Below are 20,593 nucleotides of genomic sequence, written 5' to 3'. Positions count from 1 at the left end.
CAAGGAATTTTTTTTCGTATAATGAACATATCAGAAAAATTTTTCTCCTCGGCTCGAGGAGAAACCGAAACAAATACGCTTATGGCTGTATGAAGAATCGGAAGGGGGATTGGAGTGGAGCACTTAGAGGCCCTAATGCAGTAACACTCTATAAGATATCGGAGGACTTACCATGTCCGAATTTATACCTATTCTAGCCACTGCCGCTGGGGTATCATTACTTCTATTCTTAGTTATTCGAACGAAGCTTCACGCGTTTGTCGCACTTCTTCTTGTTAGTTTGCTTGTTGGAGTAGCTGCAGGAATGCCTTTACATAAGGTTATTGCTTCCATGCAACAAGGTATGGGTGAAACACTCGGTTTTGTAGCAGTTGTCGTTGGTCTAGGGGCTATGTTTGGCCAAATGCTTGAGGTATCAGGCGGAGCAGAGCGTCTTGCCAAAACTCTGATAAAAAAGTTTGGAGAAGACAAAATTCCTTGGGCATTAGGTTTTACAGGGTTTCTCGTAGGGATTCCCGTCTTTTTTGATGTCGGCTTTGTTGTTTTAGTCCCCATTGTTTACCGCCTGGCAAGGAAAACCGGACGCTCCCTTCTCTATTATGGTATTCCGCTGTTTGCCGGCCTGGCTATTACCCATAGCTTCATTCCACCAACTCCCGGTCCCATTGTTGTTGCCAATTTAATTGGTGCCGATCTTGGATGGGTCATTTTATTTGGAACCATCGCAGGCTTGCCGGCGATGATAATAGCAGGACCATTATTTGGAAAATACATTGCAAAAAAAATACATGTGGCTGTTCCGCGCTATATAAATGTAGAGGAAATTGAAGATGATCAAGAACTGCCAAGCTTTGGACTCATTGCAAATATTATTTTAGTGCCATTACTTTTGATTCTTTTGAATACAGTTTCAAAGGTTGTCTTGCAAGAAGGAAATATTATCCGCACATTCCTTGCATTCTTAGGCCACCCATTTGTCTCTCTGCTTATTTCAACAATCCTTGTATTTTACTTTTTAGGTGTTAAACGCGGATATTCAAAGCAAGAGGTACAAATGATTGCCAGCAAAGCCCTGGAGCCGGCAGGCATGATTATTCTTGTCACAGGTGCTGGCGGTGTATTTAAGCAGGTTCTAATGGATTCTGGCGTAGGAAAGATATTAGCTAATTCAATGGAACATTCTTCTCTTCCGCCCATTGTCCTTGCATTTCTAATAGCATCCGCTGTAAGAATTGCCCAGGGCTCTGCAACAGTTGCCATGGTAACATCCGGCAGCTTATTATCTCCCTTTATAATCAATCTTGGTTTAGAAGGACCCATTCTAGGATTAATTGCGATTTCCATAGCGGCCGGTGCCACCATTGCATCTCATGTAAACGATTCCGGCTTTTGGCTTATCAATCGATATTTTGGATTGGATGTAAAAGATACCCTTCGCTCTTGGACAATCATGGAAACATTAAGCTCCCTCACAGCATTTGTAGTTGTATTTTTGATTAGTTTATTTATTACTTAACAATTTGAATGTAGCAAAAGGCCTCTAACCTTGTATAGATGATCTATGCTACATAGATAGGAGACTATAATGATGAAGCAAACTGGATATATGTTAGGTGTTGATATTGGAACAACAAGCACGAAAGCGGTCCTTTTCTCAAAGGACGGCACAGTAATTACCCACCACACAGTTGAATATCCCTTATTAACTCCAACGCCTTTAACTGCTGAGCAAAACCCTGGAGAAATTTACGAAGCAGTACTAGCAACGATTAAAGAAGCGATTGGAAAAAGCTCCATTCAACCGGAGGATCTCCTTTGCGTTTCATTCAGCTCAGCTATGCACAGTGTCATTGCAATTGATGAATCAGGAAAGCCTCTTACAAATTGTATCACTTGGGCGGATAACAGAAGCACAAAGTGGGCAGAAGCGATTAAAGAGAAGTGGAATGGTCATAGCATTTACATGCGTACGGGAACACCGATTCACCCGATGTCGCCGTTATGCAAAATCCGCTGGATGAAGGAAGAAAAACCAGAGATTTTCGCAAATTCTGTTAAGTTTATTTCCATTAAAGAGTATGTATTTTATCAACTGTTTAAAGAATTTGTAGTCGATCACTCCATCGCTTCAGCAACTGGGATGATGAACTTACACAACCTGGATTGGGATGAGGAAGCACTTGAGGTGGCCGGCATTACAAGAGATCACCTATCTAAGCTCGCTCCTACCACTCACTACTTGCAGGGACTTAACGAAGATATCGCAAAGGAATTAGGAATTCTTCCTTCTACTCCTTTTGTCCTTGGCGCAAATGATGGTGTGCTATCCAATCTTGGTGTAAACGCTATTGATCCTGGAGTTGTAGCTGTAACAATTGGGACAAGCGGAGCGATTCGTACCGTAACAGACCGGCCTGTTACAGATCCAAAAGGACGCATCTTCTGTTATGCCTTAACCGAAGACCACTGGGTCATTGGCGGCCCTGTAAACAATGGCGGCATGACATTCCGCTGGGTGCGGGATACAATCGCCGCAGCTGAGGTGGAAACAGCTAAAAGCTTAGGGGTTGATCCATACGAAGTACTCACTAGAATTGCAGCACGTGTTTCTCCCGGTGCAGATGGATTGCTATTCCACCCTTATTTAGCTGGAGAACGCGCACCGTTGTGGAATGCCAATGCTAGAGGCTCCTTCTTTGGTCTAACCTTACATCACAAAAAAGAACATATGATTCGTGCTGTATTAGAAGGTGTAATTTTCAACCTATATAGCGTTTTGCTCGCACTTGAGGAGCAGATTGGTGCGCCGACGAAGGTACAAGCAACCGGCGGCTTTGCACGCTCAGAGCTATGGCGCCAAATGATGGCAGATATTTTCGATCAAGAAGTGACCGTTCCAGAAAGCTTTGAAAGTTCTTGCCTTGGTGCAGCTATTCTTGGCCTATATGCCTTAAAAGAAATTGACTCACTTCGTGTTGTTTCCAACATGGTAGGAGCTACCCATACACATCGTCCGATAAAAGAGCATGTTGAAGTATATCGTGAATTAGTTCCTATTTTCCTGCGTGTTTCCCGTAAGCTGAATGAAGAATACAATGCCATTGCAGACTTTCAAAGAAAAACATTAGGTTAATTAAAAAGACATAAAAGAGTTGGTTTGAATTTTGAACCAACTCTTTTTCATTTTCCAAATAAAGAAAACTCGCCGATTGACGAGCCCTACTTATACTGTATTCTTAAAATTTCTGGCTACGTCAAATTCGCGTCTCGCTGGAAATTTATACTTTCTTACAGTGTAAAAAGAAACAGACTGCGGAGAATATCTTCCCCACAGTCTGGACTGCTAGAATTAGCAAAAGCTAGCTAATTAAAGTTTAATGGATTGTAGATTTAATCCTTCTCTAATGGACTTCAACGTTAATTCGTTGGACCATTCTGGTCTATCAGGGTAAGCGAATACTGAGTTTGTCACAATGCCATCGAACTTCATTTCTCTTAATTGTCGATATAATGCTTCAAAGTTAATTTCACCTTCACCAGGGTTCAAATGCTGGTGAATTGTTACGTTTGCATTCGGAGGATTCACAATATATCGTAATCCGAATCCTGCTTTATGATTCAAAGTATCAGCAATTAGAACATGAGCAAGTAAATCTCCTGCTTCTTCTAAGTGTTTTGCTACATCGCCAATACCATCGTCATAGAAGAAAGCATGTGCAACAGAGTATACCAGTTTAATCCAGTCTTTATCCAGTGCACGAATCATTCGAATTGCTTCTGTATTCAACTCAATAAAATCGTTAGGGTGGGATTGTAAATTAAGCTTGATGCCTTCTCTTTCAAAAATTGGCATTAGCTCTTCCATTGATTTCACAAAAGCAGCTTCACTTTCAACCGGACGGCTTTTGTCGCCGGCAAATTCGCTGTTCATTAAATCTACTCCTAGGTCAGAAGTGATTTCAATACAACGTTTCCAGTTTCTTACTGCAGCCTGACGCTCTTCTTCATTTGGTGAAGACCATTGTTGAACAGGAAGTACAGAAGAGATTTTAACGCCAGCATCTGAACAATATTTTTTTAAATCTTTGATCAGCTGTCTATCAACCTTTGGATACTCATAAAACCAAATGAAATCTTTACGCGGAGAGAACTCCACATATTCATACCCTAATCGAGCAACTGTCTCAATTGTATCTTTTAAATTTGTATTATCACGATAATGTGACGGATCGTATGCTAAACGCATTGTAAATTTCCCCTTTCTTTAACTGTTTTGATGTAATTGCTATCTTTATCTGTTCAGACTCGGAACTTCATAAGTATGTTCCCTTTTTCTCCAAATAAGAACTAGAGTAGTAGCCAATAATCCTAATGCTCCCGCAAAATAAAAGCCTGCCTCAATTCCTAGCATGGAGTTTAATATCCCTGCAAAAAACGGTCCGCCAAAGATGCCAAGTGCGTATAATGCTTGATATCCTCCTATAGCAGTGGCTCGTTTTTCAAGCGGGATTGATTCAACGGCCATTCCCAGAAACAGAGGGAAAAGCAGCCCCAGGGAGAAGCCATTAAAGCCTTGAATCACACATAGTAATACTTTTGTCTGAACAAAAGGTGTTATAAGTGTAAAGCAGGTTGTGAAAAAGAAAGCTATCTCTAAAGATCTCCACTTACCAAGAAGAGGCACAAGCACCTTTCCCATAAATAAGGTGGCGATAGCATGAGGAATCATAAATGAAAACACAATCATGCTAATATCACTCGTCTTCAGCCCAACACTCAATGCATAGGCAGGTATGAATCCAAACATTGTTGTAAAAATAATACTGTGGGCCAAAATAGATAAGAAGGAAATCTTGAGCAATAACGGTTCCCGCATAACGGACATTAAATCCTTTAGCTTGATTGGAGCCTTTGTCACTTCCTCTTTTTTCTCAAAAATAAGTAATGAGAGCACTAAACCTGCAATACCAATTACCCCGCCTATCCAAAAAGGAGCGTGCCACCCCCATTCATCTACAACATAACCGCTTAAACTCATACCAAGCAGCTGTGCTAAAACGACAATGAATGAGATACTGCCCATCGCACGATGAACCTCGTGACTGGCAAAGTAAGTCGGATATAGTGCGGTAAAAGCAACCCATGTCGCAGCTGCAAGTCCGGCAAGCGAACGAGCTGCAAGTGTCCAGCCTAAGCTATCAGTGAGAGCGAACGCGAAACAACTACACGCGCTCACTACCATTCCAAAAATCATAAATGGTTTTCTTAGCTTAGTGAGATCTGAAAAAATCCCGAGCGGCAGCCGGAATAATAGCTGCATGAGTCCATAGCTTCCCAAAACAATACCCGTAAATGTGTACCTTCCCCCTAGCGACTGCACATAAGGAGCCAAGGTAGGAATGTAAATAAAATGTGAAAACCAAAAGATAAAGGAAACAACCAGAAAAAGATATCTGTCTCTAATGAGACTCGGTGTACCCAATATATCACTTCCATTCCAAGTGCAATCGATTACATTCAGTGATGCAATCGATTACATCCCTGATTATAATCTATTCTATGTTTATTTGCAATCGATTACATCAATTTTTTATTAATTTTGTATTATATCTCTGCATGATAAGCTTCGCTGCTTGTATATAGTAGCTGTCAGTAAGAACAAACAGCTCCATTTCATTTTAATGCTATAGTGCAAAAAACACAGACCCAGCATGGATTACCGGGTCTGTTTTAAAGAAAACTCGCCGATTAGCAAGCCCTGCCCTTTGGCGAAGACAGAGGCGTAGTTGCACTTATACTGTATTCCTAAAGTTTCTGGCTACGTCGAAGTGGCTTCCGGCTGGAAATCTATACTTTCTTACAGTGCAAGCAAATATCCTTCTCATTGTACAGAAGGCGTTATATCATCTACACTGCTTTCTGACATACTTTGACTTGCAGAACGCATTAACAACACATAAGAAACAAATCCAAAGCCGATTCCTAAAAACCAGGAATACGTATACAGCACTTCCAAGGCAGGGACAACCAGACCAATAAATGATGCAGCTAAACCGATAGCAAGCGCAATGAGAGCAGCTGGATTCCAGCCATTTTTATAGGTATATACCCCTCGTTTTGTATAAAAGGCTGATATACTGTATTCTCTTCGTCGTACGATATAAAAGTCTGCAATCATAATTCCAGCAACTGGGCCCAATGCACCGCCAATGGCACCGAGAATATTAAAAATGGTTCCAGCATTATCAAACCAGAGCCATGGCATGAAGAAGATCGCAACAACAATGGATATCAAACCTGCCTTAACAAAATTCAATTTTTTCGGAAACAAGTTTACAAGATCATACGCTGGTGAAACAACGTTTGCTGCAACATTTACTGATAAAGTAGCAATTAAAAGAGAGAAGGCGCCTAAAATAAGGACAAGAGGATTATCAAATTGCTGCAGTAATTCTACTGGATCCCAAATTGGCCTTCCAAAAGCAATAATTGTTCCAGAGGTAATAATAACACTCATAAGAGAGAAGATAATAGCAGTTCCCGGCAAGCCAATTGCCTGACCAACCACTTGATCTTTTTGGCTCCGCGAAAACCTTGTAAAGTCTGGAATGTTCAAAATCAAAGTAGCCCATGTTCCGACAAGCCCGGTAACTGAGATCGCGAAAACCTTCCAAAACTCTGCGCCAGACAATGTGGATTTCTCCTGAAACAATGGACCCATTCCATCCGCTGTATAAATTGCCCAAGCAACCAGGCCAAGTCCTAAGATGATAACGAGCGGTCCCGCCCAAAGTTCAAAGAATTTAACGCGCTCCATTCCATGGGAGATAATATAGGCATGCAGCACCCAAAATAACACAAGAGCAATTGCATCATTTAAGCCCATTCCAATTACATGATAGGAAGAGAGAGAAGCCCAGCCAGGAATTAAAACTCCTAAAACAGCACCAACAGCTTTACTGCCTGCATAGGCCTGCACAGCGAACCAGAAGATAGCTACGAACGCCCTTACTAATACTGGAATATGTGCTCCCTTATAGCCAAACGCGGCTCTCACTAGTACAGGAAACGGCAATCCGTATTTTGCTCCAGCAATACCGTTTAGCCACATCGCCACGATTAGGACAATATTCGCAACGATAACGGTGCCAAGTGCTTGCCATACACTCATCCCTAGCCCAAGCAGGCTTCCTGCTGTCTCGTAAGCTACGATGTTATGAACCATGCCCATCCATACCGTTGAAAAGTTAATCCAGCTCCAATTTCGCTTTTCCTTTGCAACAGGGGCAAGATCCTCATTATAAAGATCCGGGTCCAATTCTATCAGGTTGCTCGTATCCTCCATCGCCTTACTCAATACGACACCTCCCTATTGTAATGGACTTGCAGCTTTAGCTGCATGGCACTAGATAAGATCTCCTCCCCGAAAAGTTATTTTTAATGCCTGCAAGGGAAACCGATAGACTGAAAATGCTTCAATTGAATTTCCATCTACTTGTCACGTTTACTTCCCTTGTATCCTCATTCTATATATCTGATAGACTGAAGTCCTAATATATGTAAGATTTAATTACATATTTTCACAAAAAAGGGTTAACAGCGGGAACTCCGGGATGGCAAATAAACACTATTGAAAGAAGCCTCACCAATCAACAAGCCTTTAGCTAAAAGCATAGTTGATAGATACAATGAACTGTCTTCTATTTGATCAAGTGTAAAAAAATATCCCATCCGGCTTAATCAACTGGATGGGACATCTGTTTTGTACTATTCTTTTCGATATAAAAGGAAATACATTAACGTTTTTTGCTACGGCCTTTATTTGCTGAGGAAGCAGCTCTTCCTCGTCTCTGCCTTCCCGACGCCGCATCCTGCCTTTGTTTATCCTGACCGAAATAACGAGAAGTTGATGAATCTGCTTTTGCCGCACTTCTCGGCTGCTTATCTTGTTTTGTCCTAGAGCTTGATGCGCTCTGACCACGCTGCTCCGCTCTTGGCTTTGAAGTGCCTTTCTCACCGCGCCGATCCATTTTTGCCCTTGAAGCAGCCTTACTACGCGGTGCTGCCTCCGCCTTCGGATGATTATTCTGGCCGCGCGGTGCCGTTCCTTCTCTTTGCTCAGCCTGCTGCCCCTCTATTCTTGTCTTTGGAATCACTGATTCAATCCCTTTTTCGATAGCCTCTAGCAGCTGGCGATCCTTCGGTGCAACCAACGTAATCGCTACACCTTTTTCACCAGCGCGGCCGGTCCGGCCGATTCGATGAATATAGCTTTCTGTATCAAGCGGAATATCGTAGTTAAAAACATGTGTTACACCCTCGACATCAAGTCCGCGTGCCGCTACATCAGTCGCGATGAGATATTGTATTTCGGCATCGCGGAATTTCTTCATTACCTTCTCACGCTTTGCCTGAGATAAATCTCCGTGCAGCTCATCAGAATTGTAACCATGCTCTCGTAAGGCAGCCTGCAGCGTGCTTGCTCTTCGCTTTGTGCGGCAAAAAATAATCGCCAAAAACGGACGATACTGATCAAGCAGCTGCCTAAGTGCCGATTGCTTTGCACGATCTGTTGTTTCCACAACAAGCTGCTGGATATCACGCAGCGTCACTTCCTCACTTTGGATACGTACATCCTTCGGACTATTCATATATTTCTTTGCAAGCTTGCGAACCTCAGCAGGCATCGTTGCCGAGAACAAGGCTGTTTGTCTATCTGCAGGAGTCTTTCTAATAATCTCCTCCACATCCCCTAAAAAGCCAATATGCAGCATTTGATCTGCTTCATCAAGCACTAGCATCGACACCCCTGACAAGTCTACTGTGCCGCGCCGGATATGGTCGAGCAATCGGCCTGGCGTAGCAACAACAATATGAGTCGACCCCTTTAGCCTTTTCATTTGCTGCTCTACATCCTGCCCGCCATATACAGCGAGCACATGAACACCCTCTATATGAGCGGTTAGCTTTCTCACCTCGCTTGTAATTTGCACAGCTAGCTCTCGCGTCGGCGTAACAATTAAAGCTTGTACATGAGACTCATCCCGTTTAATCCTTTCCAGCATAGGAAGAACAAATGCCAACGTCTTTCCTGTCCCTGTCTGCGCCTGTGCCACTACGTCTCTTCCTTCGAGTAAGAATGGAATTGCCCATTCCTGCACTGGCGTTGGCTGAACAAGCCCATGCGAACGCAACGCCCTCTGCAGATGCTGGCCAACACCAAGCTGTATAAAATCTGTCAAAATCTTCACTCCTTCTTATTTGGTGCACACTGCAACGCCGATAAAATAACGAACGTCATCCCTTGGTTTTTCAAAGGTTACTCCTCTTTGGTAATACATCTCCATACTGGAAAAGCGAGTAAAAAGCTCTTCGAACTCTTTCGGTGTGAGCTGGTGAACATGAAATGGCTCACTCGTAGGCATCCCCCTGCCTCTTCCAAATGGGCTCGATAAGATTAGCCTCCCTCCAGGCTTTAGTATCCGATATAAGTTATCCATAAATAACTGGTCATCCTGCACATGTTCAATTGTTTCAAAGCTTAAAATTGTATCGAACAACCCAAGCTTCTCCGGAAGCTCTGGATCTAACGCATCTCCCTGTATGTATGTCACCTTTTGATGATTATATTCCCGATTTGCATACAAAATCGTTTCTGGGTCCACATCGACACCAATAATTTCATGAACCTCCCGTTTGCGATCCTTCGCTACCATATGACAGCCATACCCTGTCCCGCATGCAATATCCAATACTCTCCCCTTTATATAAGGGATCGCAAAATAATAACGGGCAATATGCTCAAGCAGCATCCCGTTCATTGGCTTCATTAGCTTCGGAATAATTCGTTCTCCAGTCCATTCCAACCTTATCACCATGTTTCCTTCATTTTCTCATGCAGAAACTTCTATTATACAGTCTTTCTAACATCATGCATAACAGCTTCTGCAACAGTCTGTAAATCCCCTACACTTAACTCAATTTGCATCCCAATCTTCCCGCCGCTTACTACTATACTGGAAAGCTCTGCGGCACTTTCATCAATAAAGGTAGGATATAACTTTTTCATCCCGATTGGCGAGCAGCCGCCGCGAATGTAGCCTGTCCACTTTTGAATATCTTTGACAGGCAGCATTTCCAATTTCTTTTCTCCCGCTGCCTTTGCCGCCTTTTTCAAATCAAGCTCCGCCTCAACCGGAATTACAAATACATATAAGCTCTTTGTCAACCCTTGCGTTACAAGCGTCTTGTATACAACCTTTGCATCCTTACCAATCTTCCTGGCCACTGACACACCATCAATCTGTCCATCTTCATTAGTATACGTCATAACGTTATACATCATCTTTTTCGCATCTAACATCCGCATTGCATTCGTTTTTCCTTGTGCCATTTTGTTTCCCCTTTTCCAATTACTTAGCTCTATTTTATCCTAAATTGTACTATTTTTTCTTATCCTGTCCCTAAGTTAATTGTTTCGTGAGTATGTACGATACCCTATTAATATTGTTTTACTAACTTATAAATAATCCTAGATTAATTAACATCATCTCTTTCAGAAATTAAGATATAACAAAAAAACTTCCCTTTCATATAACATAGTCTATCCTTTACCAGAATTCTCTAAAAGAAAAACGGAATAAGCAGCATAAGTCAAAAAAAGAGCAAGTCCCCATAGTGACCTGCTCCTCTACTCCATTATTTTCCCTTTCATATTACATTATTGCAGGATGATCACAACGAACTGAGCGGCTCACAAATTATCTCGGACAAAATTTTACATCCTTGTATGCCCTTATATACTTCCTTTGCTTCCTTCTCATTTTCAAATTCAAAGATTTCAATATCATTCTTTACATACACGGTAATGACCCACATGAAGGAGTTCCCCCTCCCCTGTTATTCCCTTACCTTCTACAAACTGCAAAAGGAAAGAGTTTTATAGTTCAAATCCACCCTCTAAAGCGAGCTGCTTCGGCTGTTTTCCGAATACCTATCATATAGGCTGCCATGCGCATATTGACTTGATGAGCTTGTGCCGTTTCAAAAACCGTTTCGAAGGAATCGATCATTACACGTTGCAATTTCCCATAAACCTCTTCCTCTGACCAATAGTACCCTTGGTTGTTTTGTACCCATTCAAAATATGAAACTGTCACGCCACCTGCACTTGCTAATATATCAGGAACAAGCAAAATACCTCGTTCCGTCAATATATTTGTCGCTTCCATTGTTGTCGGTCCATTTGCCGCTTCGACGATAATAGATGCCTTTATACGATGTGCATTTTGTGCTGTAATTTGATTGGATACAGCAGCTGGCACTAAAATATCACAATCAAGCTCGAGCAGTTCCTCATTAGAAATTGTATTCTGAAATAGCTGTGAAATCATCCCGAAGCTATCACGACGATCAAGTAAATATGGGATGTCTAATCCATTAGGATCATACAATCCTCCGTGTACGTCTGAAATCCCAACTACTTTCGCACCCGCATCATGCATGAACTTTGCGAGGAAGCTTCCGGCATTTCCAAAGCCTTGCACAACAATGCGAGCATCCTGCAACCGCAGATTTTTTGTTTTTAATGCCTCTGCAATACAGATAGCCACACCTCGTGCCGTAGCCGTCTCTCGTCCGTACGAACCGCCCAGTACAATTGGCTTACCTGTGATAAAGCCAGGGGAATCAAATTCGCGAAGGCGACTGTACTCATCCATCATCCAAGCCATAATTTGAGAGTTTGTATACACATCGGGTGCTGGTATATCCTTCGTTGGTCCAACAATTTGACTAACAGCCCGGACATACCCGCGGCTAAGCCGTTCAAGTTCACCAAAGGACATTTTCCTTGGGTCGCAAATGATGCCGCCTTTTCCCCCTCCATACGGCAGGTTAGTAATCCCGCACTTCAAAGTCATCCAAATAGATAATGCCTTTACCTCTTCCTCCGTTACCTCAGGATGAAAGCGAACTCCCCCCTTGGTCGGGCCTACAGCATCGTTATGTTGTGAACGGAAACCGGTAAAAATTTTGATTGAACCATTGTCCATTTTTACGGGTATACGGACAGTAAGCATACGAATTGGTTCCTTTAACAGCTCAAATACCTCATCTCTGTATCCTAGCTTTGTAAGTGCTTCTTTAATAACCTGTTGTGTAGAGAAAAATAGATCATCAGATCCATCCTTCTCTTCCTCCCGTTTAAGTACCTCTTCCTTCTCTTTTACAGACGACATACACTTCACCTCATTCATAGTAGAATACAAGCTCCCATTTCATAATTAGTAAGATAATACATTGTGAATTCTATTAATTGCCCAATCAAGCTCCGCTTGGGAAATAGTAAGCGGCGGTGCAAAGCGGATAACAGTACTATGTGTCTCCTTACAGAGCAGCCCTGTTTCCTTTAATTTCTCACAGTAAGGCCTAGCGGCTTCATGAAGTTCCACGCCAATAAACAAGCCTCTCCCCCTTACTTCCTTAATAATTGGGCTTGAAATCTGAAGTAACTGCTGTTTAAAGTACTCTCCTAATTTCAAGGAACGCTCCGTCAAGTTTTCCTCCTCCAACACCTCAAGTGCTGCAATCGATACCGCACAAGCAAGCGGATTTCCGCCAAATGTAGACCCGTGTGAGCCTGGATTAAATACATGTAAAATTTCTTTATTTGCCGCAATGCAGGAAATTGGAAATACACCGCCGCCAAGCGCCTTTCCTAAAATTAATATATCAGGAGTGATATCCTCCCACTCGTAAGCAAACATCTTCCCAGTACGTGCTAAGCCGACCTGAATCTCATCTGCAATGAGTAAGACATTATTTTCCTTGCATATATCAGAAGCAGCTTTTAAAAATCCGGCAGGCGGTACTATAATTCCGGCTTCTCCCTGAATCGGCTCAAGTAAAAATGCTGCTGTGTTTGGCTTAATAGCCTCCCGTAATGCTTCTATATCCCCGTATGGAATTAACGTGATGCCCGGTAGCATTGGGCCAAATCCCCTCTTATATTCCGCCTCTGAGGATAGCGAGACGGCAGCCATTGTACGGCCATGAAAGTTACCCGTACATGCAATAATTTCAGCACAATTTTCTTCGATCCCCTTTACCTCATACCCCCAGCGCCGTGCCGCTTTTATCGCAGTTTCCACTGCTTCAGCACCGGTGTTCATTGGCAAGGCCATACTTTTTCCTGTTAGTTTGCAAATTTTTTCGTACCATGAACCGAGCTGGTCGTTATAAAATGCACGGGATGTTAGGGTTACACGATCTGCTTGATCCTTCAACGCCTGAATAATCTTTGGGTGCCGATGTCCCTGATTAACTGCCGAATATGCACTTAACATATCCATATATTTGTTGCCTTCTGGATCTGTTACCCATACACCTTCTGCCCCCGAAATAACAATTGGCAGTGGATGATAGTTGTTCGCCCCATATTGTTCTGTTTGATTAATAATGTTTTTTGTATTCACTATTGTTTTCATCATATATCCCCTTCCCTCTTTAGATTTTAAAAAGTTTCCGATGTTGTTTTTGCCCGCATATGAAGGAGTAAATAATCAGGGCTGCCTGCCTTAGAATCCGTACCTGACATATTAAATCCCCCAAATGGCTGGTATCCGACGATTGCCCCAGTGCATCCACGGCTTTCCTGCTTCCTTCACAAGATACGCGGAAAATTCATGCTTCCAGCGGTGCAGAATGGCTGCAGCACGAAATAAAATGTTAGCACGATGCTGCGGATCCTATTTCTTCCAGCTTTCAAATGCTGCTAGTGCGGCTTACATTGCCTGTCCTGCTAAATTCTCATCAACCATAGACATAATGCCGATAACCTCTTCCCTATTGGCTGGATTTCTCGAAATAGTATGTTTGTCTGTTTTAATACGCTTACCGCCAATTACAAGTGGGTATGATGCGCCAAGCTGAGTTTGAACATATAATAGTGCTTCTTGAAATTCTTTTACATTTTATTCCTTTGTAAAATTTGTAAATTGTTCATGTGAATATGGAAACGACATACATTTCCCCCCTAATATTTTGATTTCACTATTTTATAAAGCAATTTTCATGCCAACTTTGAAACAGAGAAAATATACATTCTTTTCGGAACTCGCAAATAATAAATGCAATATTTTTTTGCTTGTAATTATTTATTTTTTCAAAAACGCAAAAATATTTTGCATCAGAGGAGTATGTTTGATTAAATAGTAAAAGAGATACTTAGATAAAGGGGTGTAGGGCCATGGCAGAATATTCTAAGCAATCTATACAGCATTTAAAGTACATAAATCGTGTATATGAAAGAATTATGAACGAGATAGATATAGGCTTACATGCAGTTGATGAAACAGGAACAACGATCATTTATAACAAAAAAATGATGCAAATGGAATCAATGGATAGTAAGGATGTGTTAAATAAGGACTTACTCGATGTATTCGCCTTTAAAGAAGAAGGGAGTACATTAGTTCGGGCTGTACAGCAAGGAAAAGAGGCCGTAAATGTAAAGCAAACGTATTTCAACAATAAGGGAAAGAAAATCACAACAATTAACAATACCTTTCCAATTATAGAAGATGGTAAAATTCGCGGCGCTGTTGAGATCGCTAAGGACGTCACAAAGATGGAGCAATTAATAGGCAGTATGAAAAAGAAGGGAAGCACAAGATTTACCTTCGAAAGCATTATTGGAGACAGCCCCTACCTCAAGGAGGTCATTGAAAATGCAATACGCGCAACCCGTACCTCTTCTTATGTACTCATCGTTGGGGAAACTGGAACAGGAAAAGAATTATTCGCTCAAAGCATTCATAATGGAAGTGCCCGAGCATCAGGACCATTTATTTCACAAAACTGTGCCGCTCTTCCTGATAATTTAATAGAAGGGCTCCTATTTGGTACAAAGCGTGGTGCATTCACAGGTGCTCTTGACCACCCGGGCCTATTCGAACAAGCGCAAGGAGGTACATTGCTGCTCGATGAGATTAACTCCTTAAACCCGAACCTGCAGGCAAAGCTGCTGCGTGTGCTGCAGGAGAAAACAATCCGGCGTATTGGTGACACAAAGGATATACCTATTGATGTGCGAATTATCGCAAATATTAATGAAGATCCGATCGATGCGATTGCTAATAACCATTTGCGTAAAGATTTATATTACCGCCTGGGTGTCGTAACATTATTCATTCCTCCTTTACGGCAACGAAAAGAAGATATTCCTCTTTTGGCACAAAGCTTTATTGAAAAGTATAACTCCTTATTTCAAATGGATGTCAAAGGCTTAACAGACGAGGTTCTTCAATTATTTTCTAAATATGATTGGCCTGGTAACGTACGTGAACTAGAGCATGTAATTGAGGCAGCTATGAATTTCATAGCGGATGAAGATGTTATTCAGTATTCTCACCTACCGTTTCAATATCGCAGCCGCATACAGGCAAAAGAACAGGCTGCATCTGTTCCAAGTACTAAATCATTTATTAATGAGGATTTAGATATTACAGTCAACTTAAAGGATCAGTTGGGGTTGTTTGAAAGACATTATATCGAGCATATACTGCGTAAAAGCAGCTACAACATCTCACGCGCGGCAAAGCTGCTTGGTCTAAGTCGCCAAAGCTTGCAATATCGGATGAAAAAGCTCAACATTACACTTAATGAAAGATAACTCTCCCTACAGGACGCGGTCTTCCCCATAGCAGTACACAAAAACGACCTGCCAAAACAGGTCGTTTTTGTGTGCATAAATATAGTTAATTGTTTACTTGCTCTGCGAATACAGGCTGAGGCTTCAAGCTCTTTCCCATTAATGATTGGATGAGTTCCACTGCTGTAATCGCTGTTTTGTTTCTTTCATCTAAGATTGGATTCACTTCTACAAATTCAGCCGATTTGACTATGTTGGCCTCTGCCAGCATTTCTAGAGCAAGGTGGCTCTCCCTATACGTCAGCCCTCCTATAACCGGTGTTCCTACCCCAGGTGCGTGGCTTGGATCTAAACCATCTAAATCTAATGATAAGTGTATACCATCCGTATGGGCCAGGTAAGCAATGGTTTCTTCCATCACACGGGGCATACCCATTCGGTCAATTTCCTGCATTGTAAATACTTTAATACCTTGTTCAAAAATCAGTTCTTTCTCCCCTTCATCCAGTGACCGTGCCCCGATAATAACAATGTTTTCTTTCTTTACCTTCGGATATGCTCCATACAGTTCCGTCAGTGAAGGATGACCGTACCCTAAACTAACAGCTAATGACATACCATGTATATTTCCTGAAGGTGATGTTTCCGCCGTATTTAAATCCCCATGGGCATCAAACCAAATTACCCCTAAATTGCTATAATGTCTAGCAAGTCCTGCTAATGTCCCAATTGCGATGCTATGATCCCCCCCTAGTACAAGCGGAAAGCTGTTTGACTGTACAGCCTGGTTTACTGCTTCAGCAAGAAGTACACACGTATTACGTACTTGGGGTAGATTTTTCAACTTTTCATTTACACCATCTTGATCCTTAGAACGAGGTGCTACATATATGTCACCTATATCATTTACTTCGTATCCTAAATGCTCCAATTCCTCCACAAGGCCTGCATAACGAATAGCACTTGCCCCCATATCTACCCCGCGGCGTGTCTGACCTAAATCCATTGGACATCCAATTACTCTTATCTTCCTTTTCATGTTTTTTCCCCTCTCCATATCTGCGAAATCTATAAATTATTTCTAAGAATTGCTTCTCCCCTGCAGTTGCCCCTCAGAAGCATTTACATAATCATCTCTTTATTAGATTCAAGCTGTACTTCCTGCGGTCTTGTTTCTGCTTGACGCGTTCTCTTAATCTTCCATTCATACAATATATAACAACCAATAAAAAACACACCCCCGCAATAAAGTGCGGTCCGTTGCTCCGAATCAAACGCAAGACTAATCATCACAATACAATTTAACAGCAGTGCAATCAGCGGAAGGATTGGATAGAGTGGAACTTTAAATTTTAAATCCTCTACCTTACCGCCTTTACGAGTGTATGCTCTTCGAAACGCAATTTGCGATGCTGTAATGGCAATCCAACCAATTTGTGCGCCTAATCCAGCAAGTGAGAGCAGCCAAACGAATATTGTCTCTTCTGCTACTACACTTGATAACAGCGAAAGACACGCGATAGCAATTGTAATAATTAAGGCATTCATTGGCACTCCCCTTTTATTTACTTGGCCGACCCACGGCTTTGCCATCCCCTCCTTAGAAAGCGCATACAACATACGAGTTGCTGCATATAAGCCTGAATTACCTACGGATAACAATGCTGTCAAAATGATAACATTCATTATATCTGCGGCGTACGGGATTCCTAAACTATCTAACACAACAACGAATGGACTCTCGGCAACCCCAGCTTGTTCCCTCGGGATAAGAGCTGAAAGTACAATTATAGATAGAACAAAGAAGAAAAGGGTCCGCCAAACTGTTTGTTTAATAGACTTTGGGATTGTTTTAGCAGGATTTTCACTTTCCCCTGCCGCAATTCCAATTAATTCTGTTCCCTGAAAGGAGAAGTTTACCGTAATCATCGTGATAAGTAATGCACTTACCCCATTCGGAAACAATCCTTCATCGAAAAAGCGGGAGAATAATGGTACCTCTTGTCCACCTTTGATTGGAATAACACCAAACATAGCAGTTCCCCCAAGAACAATGAATAGAATAATAGCTAGTATCTTAATACTAGAAAAAAAGAACTCTGACTCGCCAAATACCTTTGCGGATAAGGCATTGAGCAAAAATAGCAAGCATACGAACAATGCACACCACATCCAAGCGGGAGATGAAGGAAACCACCGTTGCATGAGTTGAGATGCCGACAAGCACTCCAATGCAACTGTTACCGCCCATCCTAGCCAGTACAGCCAGCCAATTGCAAACCCCATAGCAGGACTAATGAACTTTGTTGCATACGTTTGGAATGAACCGGAAACCGGCATGGCTACAGAAAGTTCACCAAGACATAGCATTGTTAAATACATAATAAAGCCGCCTGCTACGTATGAAAGAATAGCACCCAGCGCCCCTGCCTCATGGATCGTATAACCAGACCCGAGAAAGAATCCTGTACCGATACACCCTCCCAATGAAATCATGAATAAATGTCTTGCCTTCATTCCTCGCTTTAATTCATACTCTTGTTTTCCCGCTTTTTCCATTCCTGCTCCCCCTTCGATTATAGTAAACAACTGTACCTAGCCAGCATTTACCTTCATTTATTCCATATGCAAGTTTCGTGCCAAAAAAATAACTGAATTTTTAAATACTTTCCGGAGATTGCAGCCAAATTCTTATGCATATATACAATTTTTTTGCATATTAAGTGCAAAATTTTTGGTTACATGCGGTTTATGTAGATTTTTATGACATCTAAGGCAGTTTATCTACAATATTTATTAGCTTCCCTATATCCATTTATCTAATTTTTAACGGGTTTTAATAATAAAACAAATCTGCTAATATCTATCGTTTATAAAGATAAACTTTTAATAATGCCTTAAAACCAGTACCTGGATCTCGTTTTCTAGTTGGAAACAGGCATACAAAAAGATCATAATTGATAATGTTCTCTCCCCCCATTAATTTGCAATATTTTCTCACAATATTTTACTATAATTACTTTCTCATATTAAAGGGGTCCTGTCACTTTAAATATAAAATATAGCTGTAATGTCCCCTATCCGATTACCCATTAAGAATTCATGTGGGATTCATATAAAATCGATGATTAGCATCTGCTTAGTCAGTAAATGCTAATCCGAGCTAATCATTATACCACTGCTCTATCAAAATTTTGAGGGACGGTGCAACTCCTCCTACCTTTTACTGCTTTCCAAATGAAAGAACCGAAGATCCTCAGGCAACGAACCTGATGTTCTTCGGTCTGTTATTCCAGAAATGTTTGTGTTATACGGCTACAAGTTCCTCTCAAGCACTGCAACATTTTCCACATGCATCGTCTGAGGAAACATATCAACTGGCTGAATTTCAACGGTTTTAAATCCGCCATCCTCCAAAACGCGCAAATCCCTGGCTAAAGTTGCCGGATCACATGACACATACACAACACGTTTTGGCTTCATCGCGATAATTGTTTCAAGCAATGATTCATCACAGCCTTTACGCGGTGGGTCGACGACAATAACATCTGCCTGAACACCTTGCTCATACCAATTTGGAATCACCTTCTCAGCCTCGCCAACGGCAAATTCTACGTTCTTAATGCCATTTAGCTCCGCATTGCGATTTGCATCCTCAATTGCTTCCGGCACAATTTCTACGCCGTATACATGCTTTGCCTTTTGCGCCAAGAATAGAGAGATTGTCCCAATTCCGCAGTAGGCATCGATCACGGTTTCTTCTCCTGTTAGCTTTGCATACTCTAGCGCTTTTTCATAGAGTACCTTCGTTTGCACAGGATTCACTTGATAAAAAGAACGGGCGGAAATCGCAAACTTTACATTTCCAATATAGTCATATATATATTCAGAACCCCAAAGCAGCTTTGTTTTCTCTCCAAAGATCACATTTGTTCGTTTCTCATTTACATTTTGTACGATCGATTTGATGTTCGGAAATGCCGCTGTAATTTCCTTAATCATCGCTTGCTTATTTGGCAGCTCATCGCTCCGGGTAATAAAGACAAGCATAATGTCTCCTGTTACTTGACCATAACGAACCATCACATGACGAAGTGTGCCTTTATGCAGCTTCTCATTGTAAGCTTGAACGCCATGCTTACTGCAAATTTGCTTTACCCTTTGGATAAGCACATCATTTTCCTCAACTTGGATAAGACATGCTTCAATATCAATAATATCATGCGTTCCTTGACGATAAAAACCGGCAACAAGGCCTCCTTCACGTTCTCCAATTGGCACCTGTGCTTTGTTTCGATACAGCCACGGATGCTCCATCCCAAGCACAGGGTGGATTGTTACATCCTTTAGGCCGCCAATGCGCGCCATCACATCTCGTACCTGCTTTTCTTTAATCTGCAGCTGCCCCTCATAGCTTACATGCTGCAGCTGACAGCCGCCGCACTGCTTATAAACAGGACAAGGCGCTTCTTGACGATATGGGCTTTCTTTATACAGCTCGACAAGACGCCCAAATGCATAATTTTTTTTCACCTTAATAACCTTAACCTTTGCCTCTTCGCCAGGCAAGCCGTACGGAACGAAAATAGGATAGCCGTTCACCTTCGCCACGCCGGCACCATCATGTGTTACATCCTCAAATACTGCATCTATATACTCGTTTTTTTCAACGGGTGGTGCCATCTTCATTGATTCAACCTCATTTTCAGTTTTATGCTGCTGTTCATTTTATCATATTTTAATTATAAAGAGAAAACTCCTCATACAACACCTTACTAGTGCTCCAAAACCCTACACCTATAAAGCAACAGCTTCTAAATCACGAGCAAGAGAGCCCGCTGATTGACGAAGACAGAAGGTAGTCCTACCTATACTGTATTTCCAAAATTTCCGACTACGCTGAATTCACTTCCACTTGGAAATTTATACTTTCTTACAATA

At 41.8% G+C, this 20,593-nt stretch carries 15 protein-coding genes and 1 pseudogene; 3 read left to right on the top strand and 13 right to left on the bottom strand.

The window, feature by feature from the left end; genetic code table 11:
- Positions 1–172: 172 nt before the first annotated feature.
- Both AAHB12_RS19220 and gntK read left to right on the top strand, forming a co-directional pair.
- Positions 173–1,516, top strand: coding sequence for a GntT/GntP/DsdX family permease (locus AAHB12_RS19220; RefSeq protein WP_342046549.1), 1,344 nt, complete (start codon positions 173–175; stop codon positions 1,514–1,516).
- Positions 1,517–1,606: 90 nt separating this feature from the next.
- The gene (gene gntK, locus AAHB12_RS19215; protein ID WP_379947835.1) at positions 1,607–3,133 is read left to right on the top strand and encodes a gluconokinase; all 1,527 of its coding nucleotides are present in this window, start codon (positions 1,607–1,609) and stop codon (positions 3,131–3,133) included.
- 234 nt (positions 3,134–3,367) lie between these two features.
- Here gntK and AAHB12_RS19210 read toward each other — a convergent pair whose 3' ends face one another.
- The 10 genes and pseudogenes from AAHB12_RS19210 to AAHB12_RS19160 all read right to left on the bottom strand — a co-directional run.
- Positions 3,368–4,246 (bottom strand): sugar phosphate isomerase/epimerase family protein, encoded by an 879-nt coding sequence (locus AAHB12_RS19210; protein ID WP_342046547.1) that lies wholly within the window; start codon positions 4,244–4,246, stop codon positions 3,368–3,370.
- 45 nt (positions 4,247–4,291) lie between these two features.
- Positions 4,292–5,482 carry an MFS transporter gene (locus AAHB12_RS19205; protein WP_342046546.1) on the bottom strand — a complete coding sequence of 397 codons (1,191 nt, stop codon included), beginning with the start codon at positions 5,480–5,482 and terminating at the stop codon, positions 4,292–4,294.
- A gap of 399 nt (positions 5,483–5,881) precedes the next feature.
- A complete protein-coding gene (locus tag AAHB12_RS19200) occupies positions 5,882–7,357 on the bottom strand; it encodes an NCS1 family nucleobase:cation symporter-1 (protein ID WP_342046545.1) in 1,476 nt (491 codons plus the stop codon).
- A 439-nt stretch (positions 7,358–7,796) separates the two neighbouring features.
- Entirely contained in the window at positions 7,797–9,251 is a 1,455-nt protein-coding gene (locus AAHB12_RS19195) for a DEAD/DEAH box helicase (protein ID WP_342046543.1), read from the bottom strand.
- A gap of 6 nt (positions 9,252–9,257) precedes the next feature.
- Entirely contained in the window at positions 9,258–9,878 is a 621-nt protein-coding gene (locus AAHB12_RS19190; RefSeq protein ID WP_342046541.1) for a class I SAM-dependent methyltransferase, read from the bottom strand.
- A 32-nt stretch (positions 9,879–9,910) separates the two neighbouring features.
- Entirely contained in the window at positions 9,911–10,393 is a 483-nt protein-coding gene (ybaK, locus tag AAHB12_RS19185) for a Cys-tRNA(Pro) deacylase (RefSeq protein WP_342046539.1), read from the bottom strand.
- Between the two features lie 341 nt (positions 10,394–10,734).
- Entirely contained in the window at positions 10,735–10,878 is a 144-nt protein-coding gene (locus AAHB12_RS19180; RefSeq protein WP_165350912.1) for a hypothetical protein, read from the bottom strand.
- Positions 10,879–10,946: 68 nt separating this feature from the next.
- Positions 10,947–12,239 carry a Glu/Leu/Phe/Val family dehydrogenase gene (locus AAHB12_RS19175; RefSeq protein ID WP_342046537.1) on the bottom strand — a complete coding sequence of 431 codons (1,293 nt, stop codon included), beginning with the start codon at positions 12,237–12,239 and terminating at the stop codon, positions 10,947–10,949.
- A gap of 45 nt (positions 12,240–12,284) precedes the next feature.
- Positions 12,285–13,487 (bottom strand): ornithine--oxo-acid transaminase, encoded by a 1,203-nt coding sequence (locus AAHB12_RS19170; protein ID WP_342046588.1) that lies wholly within the window; start codon positions 13,485–13,487, stop codon positions 12,285–12,287.
- Between the two features lie 156 nt (positions 13,488–13,643).
- Positions 13,644–14,024: pseudogene (locus AAHB12_RS19160) on the bottom strand (aldehyde dehydrogenase family protein); the annotation flags it as partial.
- Positions 14,025–14,314: 290 nt separating this feature from the next.
- Here AAHB12_RS19160 and AAHB12_RS19155 point away from each other — a divergent pair.
- Positions 14,315–15,673: a sigma-54 interaction domain-containing protein gene (locus AAHB12_RS19155; RefSeq protein ID WP_425455960.1), complete on the top strand. Its 1,359-nt coding sequence runs from the start codon at positions 14,315–14,317 to the stop codon at positions 15,671–15,673.
- 85 nt (positions 15,674–15,758) lie between these two features.
- Here the strand turns inward: AAHB12_RS19155 and rocF are convergent, their stop codons facing one another.
- The 3 genes from rocF to rlmD all read right to left on the bottom strand — a co-directional run bounded on the left by rocF (position 15,759) and on the right by rlmD (position 20,341).
- On the bottom strand, positions 15,759–16,691 hold the full coding sequence (gene rocF, locus AAHB12_RS19150; RefSeq protein WP_342046535.1) for an arginase: 933 nt from the start codon (positions 16,689–16,691) through the stop codon (positions 15,759–15,761).
- Positions 16,692–16,774: 83 nt separating this feature from the next.
- Positions 16,775–18,211, bottom strand: a complete 1,437-nt coding sequence (locus tag AAHB12_RS19145; RefSeq protein ID WP_342046533.1) for an amino acid permease — start codon at positions 18,209–18,211, stop codon at positions 16,775–16,777.
- A gap of 756 nt (positions 18,212–18,967) precedes the next feature.
- A complete protein-coding gene (rlmD, locus tag AAHB12_RS19140) occupies positions 18,968–20,341 on the bottom strand; it encodes a 23S rRNA (uracil(1939)-C(5))-methyltransferase RlmD (RefSeq protein ID WP_342046531.1) in 1,374 nt (457 codons plus the stop codon).
- Positions 20,342–20,593: the final 252 nt, after the last annotated feature.

The sequence above is a fragment of the Bacillus sp. OTU530 genome (genome assembly GCF_038440375.1).
Note: the sequence above shows the minus strand (reverse complement) of the source record. Positions and strands in the feature narration are given on the sequence as shown.

What these genes read in the sequence shown, in the direction of transcription:
- AAHB12_RS19220 (WP_342046549.1), top strand. Translation starts at nt 173, where the DNA reads ATGTCCGAATTTATACCTATTCTAGCCACTGCCGCTGGGGTATCATTA.
- gntK (WP_379947835.1), top strand. Translation starts at nt 1,607, where the DNA reads ATGTTAGGTGTTGATATTGGAACAACAAGCACGAAAGCGGTCCTTTTC.
- AAHB12_RS19210 (WP_342046547.1), bottom strand. Translation starts at nt 4,246, where the DNA reads ATGCGTTTAGCATACGATCCGTCACATTATCGTGATAATACAAATTTA.
- AAHB12_RS19190 (WP_342046541.1), bottom strand. Translation starts at nt 9,878, where the DNA reads ATGGTGATAAGGTTGGAATGGACTGGAGAACGAATTATTCCGAAGCTA.
- ybaK (WP_342046539.1), bottom strand. Translation starts at nt 10,393, where the DNA reads ATGGCACAAGGAAAAACGAATGCAATGCGGATGTTAGATGCGAAAAAG.
- AAHB12_RS19180 (WP_165350912.1), bottom strand. Translation starts at nt 10,878, where the DNA reads ATGTGGGTCATTACCGTGTATGTAAAGAATGATATTGAAATCTTTGAA.
- AAHB12_RS19175 (WP_342046537.1), bottom strand. Translation starts at nt 12,239, where the DNA reads ATGTCGTCTGTAAAAGAGAAGGAAGAGGTACTTAAACGGGAGGAAGAG.
- AAHB12_RS19170 (WP_342046588.1), bottom strand. Translation starts at nt 13,487, where the DNA reads ATGAAAACAATAGTGAATACAAAAAACATTATTAATCAAACAGAACAA.
- AAHB12_RS19155 (WP_425455960.1), top strand. Translation starts at nt 14,315, where the DNA reads ATGAACGAGATAGATATAGGCTTACATGCAGTTGATGAAACAGGAACA.
- rocF (WP_342046535.1), bottom strand. Translation starts at nt 16,691, where the DNA reads ATGAAAAGGAAGATAAGAGTAATTGGATGTCCAATGGATTTAGGTCAG.
- AAHB12_RS19145 (WP_342046533.1), bottom strand. Translation starts at nt 18,211, where the DNA reads ATGGAAAAAGCGGGAAAACAAGAGTATGAATTAAAGCGAGGAATGAAG.
- rlmD (WP_342046531.1), bottom strand. Translation starts at nt 20,341, where the DNA reads ATGAAGATGGCACCACCCGTTGAAAAAAACGAGTATATAGATGCAGTA.